This is a genomic window from Candidatus Methylomirabilota bacterium, from assembly GCA_036005065.1.
GTDB lineage: Bacteria > Methylomirabilota > Methylomirabilia > Rokubacteriales > DASRDR01 > DASYQW01.
Window position 1 is genome coordinate 1 of record DASYQW010000374.1, and the last position, 10,698, is coordinate 10,698.

The window sequence follows — 10,698 nt, forward strand, 5'->3', positions numbered from 1 at the left end:
GGCGAACGCGAGCCAGTTCGCAAGGGCCGCGTAATACATGTCGCGGGCGAGCTCGTCGGGGAAGCGAAGCAGGGCGAAAAGACGCCGAAACGGCTCCCAGACGGCGGCGGGCCCGATCGAGGCCTCGGAGACCTTCAGCACCCCCCGCTCGACGAGATCCCCCTGGGCGAACAGGCGGATGTAGTCCGCGTAGGCCCCGAAGTCGGGTCCCGGCCGGACCAGCGGGATGGCGAAGACGAGCAGGCCCGTGAGACCCACCACCGCGACGCCCGACCGATGCCGGGACCCGGCCGCGACGAGCGCGTGGGCGGCGGTCAGCGCCCGGCGGGCGCAGGCGTCCGCGGCAGAGGCGACCAGGGCGAACCGCGCGAAGGACGGCGCGCGCCAGGCGAAGAGGAGGCCGAGGAGCGTGAAGGCGACCAGGACCGACGGCCGGAGGTAGGAGGTGGTGACACGGACGTCGTCCACGACGAGCACCTGGGCGGGCGACGGGTTGGACGCGGTCAGGCGGAGGAGCAGGGGATGGCGACCCTGCCCCGGCAGGGGGAGAACGGTGCCCGCCAGGTGGAGGTTGGTGCCGAGGGGACGGTAGGTGGCGCCGTCCCTGGACAGCTCGAGACGGTTGGGGAAGAACGGCACGGGAGCCCACTGCCGGTAAATGTGGGCCTGGAGGGACAGCGCGCGGAGCCAGGGCGGCGGGGGCAGCCGCAGGAGCAGGGTGCCCTGGCGGCCGGGGTCCAGGGCGAGACCATCGGGGTGCAGCGTCCATCCCTGGGCGACGAGGATGGTGACCCCCTGGCCGGAGGGGGAGGCGCCGGCGTCGAACGAATGGTGATAGGCGATGGGGGGGGACAGCCAGGCGAGGACGGGAAGCGTGGAACCCCAGGTGAGGAACAGCAGGAGCTGGACCGCCCGGCGGCCATCGAAGAGGAGCGCGGTGGCCGCCAGGAGCAGCGGCAGCGTGAGGGCGAAGAGCAGCGCGGTGATGACGACCCGGCCGAGCGCAGGACCGACGGTCAGGGCCAGGACGGCGACGGGGACGGCGAGGCAGGCGGTCAGGAAAACGCCGGCCGCACGGCCGCGCTGCTCGGCGAGGTCAGCCGGGCCGTGGTGGATGTCGAGGGTGCGCGTCACTGGCCGGGTGGCTCCTTCAGGGCGTACACCCGCACACTCGGCCGCCGCAGGTCCATCTCCTCCGTGAAGTCGCTGGCTCCGAACGTCTTGATCGGGACATACGCCCGCTCGATGTATCGCCAGACCTCACTCTGCCCTGCCCGTGATGGCGAGTAGTCCATCGACTGGACGAAGATGAAGCGCGGTCGGCGGTCACGCAGCCGCTCGATGATCAGCTCCGCAGCCGCCGGCGACGGTCCCGGCCAGGGCACCACCGCGGACGCTCCGGCCCGGATGAAGATGTAGTCGTCTTCCGGGAACAGGCTCTCGCGCTCGGAGAGGAAGAGAAACATCGGATTGTAGTGCATGAACACGATCGGCTCCGAGGGGTCGACGTGCGCCTGGATGAATCCCACGACGTCCTCGACGAGCAGTTTGGCGCCGATCCGAATGCCGGCGGCTCGCGGCACCGAGAGGGGCAAGGCTCTCATGGCCAGCGGGTGATCGTCCGGCAGCTCCCGCATGACGTTGAGATACTGCGGGAAATAGGGAATCACCCAGGCAGCCAGCACGAGCCCGCCGACCAGGCCGGAGGCCGCCACCCGCGCGACAGTCCCGTGAGCTCGCAGGCTGGCGACCAGCCGCGACCCGAGGTACGCGGCGAGGATCCACGCTGGCGCGTGCGTGTAGCCGTCCCCCAGGTATCCGGTCGCGCCCGATCCTCCCTGCAGGAGCGGTTGGACGAAGAGCAAGGGCGCCAGCACGCTGAGCGCGATCACTCCGCTCCGCTCCGTCTCGCGTGCGGTGGCCCTCACCAGGCAGGCGCAGGCGAGCAGCGGCGTCACGACCGGCAACCACGACACCACCGCGTTGAACAGAGCCAGCACCGCGTCGTAGAAAGCCCATGGGGAGTGGCGCCACGCCTCGAGGAAAGCCTCGCGCACGAACGGCAGGGGATTCGGGTATCGCCAGGGACCGAACACTTGGCTGGCCGATCCGAAGAGGGCGGGTTCCAGGTTGCGCACGGGGACCACGGCGAGGAGGGCGGCCGCGACGGGCAGGACGACGGCGCCCGTTCCCCACGCCAGGGCGCTCAGGTCCCGCGGGACGCGCCGGGATCGGAACGCGAGAGCCACGCTGGCGGCGACGAAGTTCGCCCCGCCCATCGGAAGCGGCTTCGTCAGGATGGACACCCCGATCACGGAGCCGGCCCACGCGGCAGAGATCGACCGGTTCTCTTCCACACACTTGAGAACCAGCAGCATCGAGAGTAACGCCCCGACTGTCGCGAAGATATGGTTATACGTGTGGGTGGGCGTATGGAACAGGAGCATCGAGAAGACGGCCGCGATGAAGGCCCACCCGGCGGGCATCATCCGCCGCGAAACGAAGTAGGCGGCCCCCACGCCCAGCGCTCCGGCGGCAATCGCCGTGAGCCGAAGAACGGCCAGGCTGGGTCCAAACAGCGAAAAGGCGCCGGCAAAGACGTACGGGCTCAGTGGGCCATAATTCCAGCGGAAGTCGCGATAAGGCATCTTTCCTTGCATCACGCGAAGATAGGCCTGAGCGTCCCGACCTTCCTCCCAATTCATGTCGAGGGTGTAGAGGAGGAGTTTCTGGATCAGGTACACGCCGATCGCGAGCGCCACCAGCGCCCAGTCTCCAGCCCGGCTGCCGCCCCTGTCCGGCGGGGCCGGCTTCATGGGGCACGTTCGGCAAAGAGCGTGTCGAGGTCGGTCGCGACGCGCCGGAGCGGAGCCAGCCGCGAGCCGAAGTGGCTGAACAGGAGTCCGAGGAGCGCCGTCAGTGCCAGGACCCATTCCAGCACGCGGCCGGTGAACACCTTGAGGTGGTCGACCACGAGGACCGGCGAGGCGGCCGGGTTCCGCGCGGTGACGCGAACCCAGAGCCGGGAGGGCCCCAGCGGCCCGTTGATCCGGCGGCGGCCGTCCGCCAGCGTGACGTCGCGGCTCAGCGGCGTGAAATGGGTCCCGTCACGGGAAAGCTCGACGGCGTTCTCGAAGCGGGTCGCGCCCCACTGGGCATACACGAGCGGCTGGAGGTAGACCGCCCGAAGCGGCGGGGCGTCGATCTGGACCAGGAGATCGCCCGACGTGCCCGGCGCGAGCCCCAGGCCGTCCGTCATCTGGACCCATCCGGTCCGGGCGAGGATCGTCACCCCGCGTCCGTACACCCAGGGGGTCGTGTCGAAGCTGTGCTGGTACTCCATCGGCGGCGACAGCGCCAGCACCGGGAGGCACTGGCACCACGTCACCAGGAGCACGGCCTGGACCCCCCGCTGCCCTCGCCAGCTCGCGCCGACGACGGACAGGAGGACCACGAGCCCGACGGCGGTGGCGAGCGTGTAGAGGCCGAGCCACCAGGGCGTGACGTCGACGAAGGGGACTCGCGTGATCACCTGGGCGGCGAGGAGGACGGCGAGAAACGCCGCGATGCGGAGCGCGCGCGTCATCCGTAGTAGTAGTACCGGTAGACGGTGAGGTGGGAGGAGATCAGCGCGAGCGCGGCGCCGGTGCCGATGGCCAGGGCTCGGGCCAGCGAGGCGCGGGGGCCGAGCCGGCCGATGAGGTCGCCCAGGTGGAAGAGCCCGGCCACCGCCAGGATGTAGATCCCGGGGAAGGCGTGGAAGTAATTCCTCGGCCACGGATTGGAGCCGAGCGCCACCGGGACGGCCAGGACGAGCACCAGCAGCGCGAAGAAGACGCGGCGCGAGGAGTCCCGGTCGCTCCACCATCCGACCAGGGCCAGCAGCGGCGTGAGAAACACGAACGCCTGGAGGAGCCCGAGGACCAGGGACGCGCCGTAGCCCGTCAGACGGCCGAGGGGGGTCGTCCAGCCGTGGCCCAGTCCGGCCAGGAGCTCGGCCAGGAGATCGTAGTGGAAGACGCGGAGGCCGACGGCCATGCTGAGGAGGTGGAGGAGCAGGGCGGGCGCGAGGGCCAGGCTCAGGAAGACCAGCAGGTGCCGGACCCGCCGGTGGAGCAGGAAGAGGACGGCGGCGAACGCCAGGAGGTTCACGAGCTCGTAAGTCAGGAAGCCGGCGCCGGCGACGATCCCGGCCAGGACGGGGTTCCGGGGGCCTTCGCCGGGGCGATACACGGCCCGGGCGCAGAAGTAGACGGTCAGGGCGATCGCGCAGTACGCGCCCTGGTAGGAGATGACCTGACCGGCCACCGTGATGAACCCGACCGAGGTGGCCGTCAGCAGTCCCGCCAGGAACGCGCCGGCCCGCCCCATCCCGACCAGGAGGGCGAGCCTCCACACGGCGAGACTCGCCACCTCCCAGAGGGCGACGTTGACGAGGAGCGCCGCCTCGTAGACGCCCATCCACGGATAGAGCAGGGACACGAGATGGGAATAGAAGACCCGGCTCACCATGAGCCAGGAGCTCTGGACGCCGGAGGCCAGGAAGATGGCCAGCCCGGCCTGGTCGAAGGAGTCGCGGTTGACGAGGTAGCCCTCGAGATCCCTGACGTAGTCGCTCCCGATGTGTCCGTAGGCGCGCAGGTTCCCGTAGGTGTACGGCGAATTGAGCCCGAGGTGGAGGACGGTCTCGGCCAGCACCACCACGGCGAAGAGGACACCCGTGAGAAGCCCGGTGTCCCAGCTCCCGGGACGAGCCAGCCGACGGACAGACCCGCGATCCATCAGAGTCCCGCCGGGATGGTCGGGTTATTCACCCCGCGATCCGGTACTTGAGGAGCGTCCAGATCGCCACCAGTCCGTCGGAGAACCGGATCTTCTTCCCTTCGGCGCTGGAGCGCGGGCGGTAGCTGATCGGGACCTCCGCGATCGTGTGGCCCCGGCGAAGGAGCTTGGCGGTGACCTCCGGCTCGAAGTCGAAGCGCCGGCAGCTGAGGCGGATGTCGTCGAGGACCGATCGCCGGAAGGCCTTGTAGGCGGTCTCCATGTCGGTGAGCCGCGACCGGTACAGGAGATTGGTCAGGGCGGTCAGCAGCCGGTTGGCCACCCGCGTCTTGAGCGAGATGCCGGGCGCCGGCGTCAGGAAGCGGGACCCGTAGACGATCTCGGCCTTCCCGTCGACGATCGGCTTCAGGACCTGCCGGAAGTCCTGGGGGTCCAGCTCCAGGTCGGCATCCTGGATGATGACGACGTCCCCGGAGGCGTAGGTCAGTCCGACGCGGATGGCCGTCCCCTTGCCGGAGTTGACCCGCGAGAAGTGCACGATGGAGACGTTCGTGGCCTCGGAGCGGAGGGTCTCCGCGGTCCGATCGGTCGATCCGTCGTCCACGACGATCAGCTCCATCGGCATGCCGACGTCGACCGCCCGCACGCGCTCGAGCACGTGGCGGATGGTCGATTCCTCGTTGTAGACCGGGATGATGACCGACAGCTTCATCGGAGCCGACCAGTATGCTAGCAGAAGTGGCGCGCCCGAGGGCGCCCTGCGCTCACGGCCGCGCGACCGGCGGGGGATGGCGCGCGATGTACAGGTGGTAGATCTCGTCGGGGACGATGCTCCGGGAGAAGGTCCGCACGAGCCGGAATCGCGCGTCGGCCTGGAGGGCCGCCCGATGCTCGGACAGCCCCGAGTTGAGCAGCACGAGGACGTCCTTCTGCCCGGCGGCCTGGAGCCGCAGGGCTTCCCTGATCACGTCCCGGGGGGTGGCGTCGGGGAGCGCGTTGAGCAGCGCGAAGGTGCCGAACTCGTGCCGGCGGACGTAGTAGACGTCGCGCCCGAGCTGTCCGGCGACGGGGGCGATCCACAGGTCGTCGTGGGCCACGACGACGGTGTCGGGGTCGGGCCAGCGCTCCCGGATGAACCGGGCGGTCTCGGCGCTGGCGGAGAACGGAAGGCCGAGGTCGAGCGTGGCCGCGCCGACACCGGCCGCGGCGTGGACGGCGAGGAGGACGGTGAGGACGCCGGACCGGTAGCGGTCGCCCAGGGTGGCCGCGCTCCCGGACCGGCGGGGGATGGGCCGGCGGTCGGCGGCCAGGGCCGAGATCCAGTAGGCGAGCAGGAAGGCCACGAAGAGATGGCCGTGGTGGCGCAGGAAGCCGAAGTACATGGCGTAGACGAAGGCGAGGATCCCGCTGGTGGCGCTGACCGCCAGGACCAGGGACGGCGCGTGCCGGGCGAGACAGGCGAAGGCCACCGCCAGCAGGGCCAGGCCGAGGATGGCCTGGAGGAGGGGCGCCGCGTCGAGGATGTTCGTGTTCCAGAAGTGCGGGCCGAGGCTCGGCACGGGGACGTAGACCTTCCAGGCCGTGGCCAGCGTCGGCCAGACGAGGTCGAGGTCGAGGTGGGTGGTCCAGTGCTTCGCGAAGGCCCGGTCGGGGGCCGGCCGGGCGGTGACGAGGAACAGCAGGAGTCCCCCGGCGAGGATGGCGGCGGTCGCCCCGGCGCTCCCCAGCGGAACGCGATGGCGGCGGTCGAGCAGGGACTCCGCGGCCCAAGCCAGGAAGAGGGAGACGGCCAGGATCAGCCCGAAGACGCTGGTCTGGGGCAGCAGGAACAGCAGGGGACTCAGGATCAGCGGCCGGCGTCGGGCCCGGGGCCAGAGCGCGCAGATCGCGAAGGCCAGCAGGAGGCCGAGCGCGTACGCGCGACTGATCGCCGCGTACTCGAAGAGGGGAAAGTAGCCGGCGGCGAAGAGGAGCTTCTGGGTCACGGTGAAGGGGGCGTGGCGGACCACGAGGTACACGCTGGCCGTCGCGACGGCGACGTGGAAGAGCTGCATCCCGATCGGGTCCCGGGTGAACCGCGTCAGGACGTACAGCGAGAGGTCCCAGAGGATGGGGACCCCGTCGTAGCGCCGGTTCCGGACGAGATCGGCGAGGCTCGCGCTCTCCCGCGCGAGGAGCCAGCTGTGCCACTCGTCGCGCCACAGCTCGTGGTGGCTCACGACCGTGGCCGCGAGGAGGAGGAAGACGGCCGCCAGCCCGAGGGCCAGACCGCGGCTGGCGGGTCGGCCGCCGTCGAGCCCGGGCGGGGTCACGCCACCGCTCGGGAGCCGGGCCCAGCCCGGGTGGCGGCCGACGAGCCAGGCCAGGGGCGCGGCGGCGACCCCGAGGACCAGGACGACCAGCGGGTGCACGCGGGCGAGCACGCGGAGGTCGTCGACGACGAGGACCGGCACCGACGACGGGTTGCTCGCCCGGATGCGGAGCAGGAGCGGGCGCAGGCCGAAACTGGCGAGCGCCAGCTCGCCGTCGCCGAGGTGGACGTCGCTCGCGATCCGGTGAAACGTGGTCCCGTCGCGGGAGACCTCGAGGCTGTTGTGAGAGCGAGTCGGGCCCCAGCGGCTATAGAGGTAGCCGCGCAGGACCAGGGTGTAGGGGCCGGGGGCCGGGAGCTCGAGGACGAGCACGCCCTCCCGGCCAGGATCGAGGGCGAGGCCGTCGGGGTCCTGGGTCCAGCCCTGGGCCGAGACGATCGTGACACGCGAGGCGGCCGGCCGCGACCCCGCGTTGAAGTCGTGGTGGTACGCGGGGGGCGGGACCAGGTGCGGAAGAGCCGACAGCGCGGCGCCGAGTCCGACCAGCAGGACCAGGAGCCGGACGAGTGGCCGGACCGACAGGGTCACCGTCGCTCCCACCAGGAGGGCGTTCAGGAGGAGCGCGACCAGGCCGACTCCGACGAGGCCCAGGGCCAGTCGAACGCCGACGAGGAGCTCGGGAAGCGAGGAGACGACGGGCGTGATGGGCGTTCAGCCGCGCCGCGGCCGTGGACGACGCGCGCCTCCCGGGAGCTTCACCGCGTAATGATAGGAGAAAGGGCCGCCGTCGATCAAGGGCTCGACACGGCACGACCCCGCGGCCCGGCCGGCTGGATTCGCTCTCCGCCGATGGTCACCCGGGCGCGTACCTGGCGAGATACACCCAGTACCTCTCGTCGCCGACGATGCTGTCCGGGAACACGCGGATGAGCTGGACCGGAGTCGGCTGTGGCAGCTCGAAATCCAGGACGAGGACGACGTCCTGTCTCCGCTCGGCCGACAGCCGGGTCGCTTCCCGCAGCAGGTCCGCCGAGCTCACGGATTCCCGGGGCGCGTAGACGACGAACGTGCCGAACGCTCGCATCGCCGGGTAGTAGAGTGGCCGGCCGAGATACCCGGTCACCGAAGAAGCCGCCACGTCGGTATGGCCCACGATGACGACCCCGTCGGGCCAACGGCCCCGGATGAAGCGCGCCACATCCCGGCTCGCCGAGAAGGGGAGAAGGAGATCGGCCCCGGCGGCAAAGAGGCCGGCGAGCGCGTGCGCCGCCAGCAGACCGGTGACGAGCAGCCCGTGGTACCGGCGGCAGAGGCCGGGCAGGCCTCGCCCGGCTTCCGGGAGCGTGCGGCCGCCGGGGCTGGACCGCGCGAGCCAGACGGCCGCCAGCAGCAGGAGGAAGAGGTGCCCGTGATGACGGAGATAGCCGAAATACTTCGTGTACACGAAGGTGAGGACCCCGGTGGCGCCCGCCAGCAGGAGGATCACGGCGGCGGGACGCGCGGCACACAGCCCGATCGAGAGCATGAGGGCCACCAGGCTCAAGTAAAGCTGCCATTCGGGTGAGGGATCGAGGACGTTGGTGTTCCAGAAGTGCTCCTGGAAGCGCGGGAGGGGGACGTACGCCTTCCACACGGTCGCGAGTGTCCTGGTGAAGAGGTCATAGTCCAGCCGCGTCACCCAGCCGGTCACGAGGTCGTGGCCCCGGGCCGGGTATCCAGTCGCGACCGAGAGGACGGCACCCGCGAGGACGATCGATACGGCGAGGAGCAGGCGCCGGGGAGCGGGCCTCGGGCCAGGGCCGCGCCGGATGCCGAGAACGGCCTCGAAGGTCCGGGCCAGGGCCAGCGCCCCGGCGAGGATCAGCCCGTAGGCGGTGGTCTGCGCGAGCAGGAAGAGGAGCAGGGCGGCGGGCACGTAGGCGGTGGGACGCGCCACCCACAGGGCGACGAACGCGAAGAGGAGAAGCGCCCCGAGCGCGTAGGGCCGGCTGATGACACCGTATTCGAAGAGGGGGAAGTAACCGACGATGAAGAGGCTCTTCTGCATCGTGGTGAGCGGGGCGAAGCGCAGGACGAGGTAGACGGCCGTGGTCGCCACCCCGAGATGGAAGAGCTGCATCGCGAGAGGGTTGTCGGTGAGTCGGCTCAGCGGGTAGAGCGAGAGATACCACAAGAGCGGAAAGCCATCGTATCGCTTGTTGTGGAAGAGCTCCGGAAGAGAGTGGCTGGCTCTCACGGTGAGCCAGGTCTGGAGCTCGTCGCGCCACATTTCGTGGTTGAGCACGACGACGAAGGCGAGAGCGAGATAGGTGAAGAGGAGCAGGAACATCGGGACTGACGGTGGCGGTGTGGATGGGAGCGGAGAGGCGTCGGAGGGCAGGCGGAGCAGTCTGGCGAAGAGCGGTGATCCGGCGATTGGCCAGGTGAGGGCGAGGCCCAGAAGGATGAAGAGGCCCAGGACGAGGGGATGAAGCTGCGAGGAGAACCGGAGGTCGTCGACCACCAGGACCTGAGCGTCGGAGGGATTGAAGGCGGAGATCCTGAGGAGCAGTGGACGGGTCCCGAGCCCCCCGAGGGAGACGGTCTCGTTGACGAGGTGCAGCTGGCTGCCCGACAGCTCGAAGGTGACGCCGTCCCGGGAGAGCTCGAGGCGGTTGTCGGCGCTCTTCGAGCCCCACTGGCGGTAGAGGTGGGCCTGTACGTGGATCGTGCGGAGCCAGGGGGCGGGGAGCCGAAGCATGAGAGTCGCCTGTCGTCCGGGATCGAGGGCCAGGCCGTCCGGGTGCTGGGTCCAGCCTCGGGCGTCGAGGATCGTGACGCCCGTGCCCTGGGGCGAGTCCCCGGAGTTGAACGAGTGATGGTACGCCAGTGGAGGCGCGAGGCGGGGAGAAAGCGCCGGAAGCGCGGATACCCAGATCATGAGAAGAAGGATCTGAAGGGCGTGCCGGCGGGAGGGCAGGAGGGTGACGATCAGCAGCAGGACGAGGGTCAGCGCAAACGTCGTGGTGATGAGGACCATGCTCCCGACGAGGCGGGGATCGACCCCCGGGACAGGGAGGGTCATCTCGCCATCCGGGGCCGGCGTGACATCAGGACAGGCGTCGCGGGTCCCACCGGGAACGCATCACGAAGAGGCATGGGGCGCGGCCGACGGCTTCGAGTCGGCCGACTATATCACGGCGGATGAGCCGGCGTCATGCACGAGGACGCGCCAGGGCGCGATGGCGAGAGCGGCCCGGACGCAGTACCTTGACCGGGTCGGATGCGCCCGCTACGCTCCCCGTGATGACGCGGATCCTCTACATCCACCACGGGACGGGGATCGGCGGGGCCCCGCTGAGCCTCCTCGGGCTGATCCGGGGGCTCGATCGCACCGCGTTCGAGCCGGTCGTCCTCTGCCTCTACGCGAGCGCGGCCGTCGGGCTGTTCCAGCGGGCCGGCATCGAGACGTACGTGGCGCGCACGAGCCGCGACTTCTCCCACACCGCGCTCGACTGGTACCGGCTGACGCGCCCGCGCGATCTCGTCCGCCTGGCCGACCGGCTCGCCCTCGCGCTGCCCACGGTCCTCGAGACCCGACGCCTCCTCGTCCGCCTGCGCCCCG

General features: G+C 70.4%; 8 protein-coding genes. 1 reads left to right on the forward strand and 7 read right to left on the reverse strand.

Features of this window, described 5'->3' with window-relative positions; translation table 11 throughout:
* From VGW35_25440 to VGW35_25470, 7 genes are all read right to left on the reverse strand, one after another.
* The coding region (locus VGW35_25440) for a hypothetical protein (protein HEV8311020.1) at window positions 1–1,134 on the reverse strand (1,134 nt) is incomplete at its 3' end.
* Entirely contained in the window at window positions 1,131–2,762 is a 1,632-nt protein-coding gene (locus VGW35_25445) for a glycosyltransferase family 39 protein (GenBank protein HEV8311021.1), read from the reverse strand. The genes VGW35_25445 and VGW35_25440, both read right to left, overlap by 4 nt.
* 50 nt (window positions 2,763–2,812) lie before the next feature.
* A complete protein-coding gene (locus VGW35_25450) occupies window positions 2,813–3,586 on the reverse strand; it encodes a hypothetical protein (GenBank protein ID HEV8311022.1) in 774 nt (257 codons plus the stop codon).
* Window positions 3,583–4,782: a glycosyltransferase family 39 protein gene (locus VGW35_25455; protein ID HEV8311023.1), complete on the reverse strand. Its 1,200-nt coding sequence runs from the start codon at window positions 4,780–4,782 to the stop codon at window positions 3,583–3,585. The genes VGW35_25450 and VGW35_25455 overlap by 4 nt, the downstream gene beginning before the upstream one ends.
* A 28-nt stretch (window positions 4,783–4,810) precedes the next feature.
* Window positions 4,811–5,494, reverse strand: a complete 684-nt coding sequence (locus VGW35_25460; GenBank protein HEV8311024.1) for a glycosyltransferase family 2 protein — start codon at window positions 5,492–5,494, stop codon at window positions 4,811–4,813.
* Between the two features lie 52 nt (window positions 5,495–5,546).
* Complete coding sequence (locus VGW35_25465) at window positions 5,547–7,682, reverse strand: hypothetical protein (GenBank protein HEV8311025.1); 2,136 nt, start codon at window positions 7,680–7,682, stop codon at window positions 5,547–5,549.
* 265 nt (window positions 7,683–7,947) lie between these two features.
* Window positions 7,948–10,158, reverse strand: coding sequence for a hypothetical protein (locus VGW35_25470; protein ID HEV8311026.1), 2,211 nt, complete (start codon window positions 10,156–10,158; stop codon window positions 7,948–7,950).
* Between the two features lie 221 nt (window positions 10,159–10,379).
* Between VGW35_25470 and VGW35_25475 the strand changes: the two genes are divergently transcribed.
* Window positions 10,380–10,698, forward strand: a 319-nt coding sequence (locus tag VGW35_25475; GenBank protein HEV8311027.1) for a hypothetical protein, incomplete at its 3' end; no start/stop codon positions are given.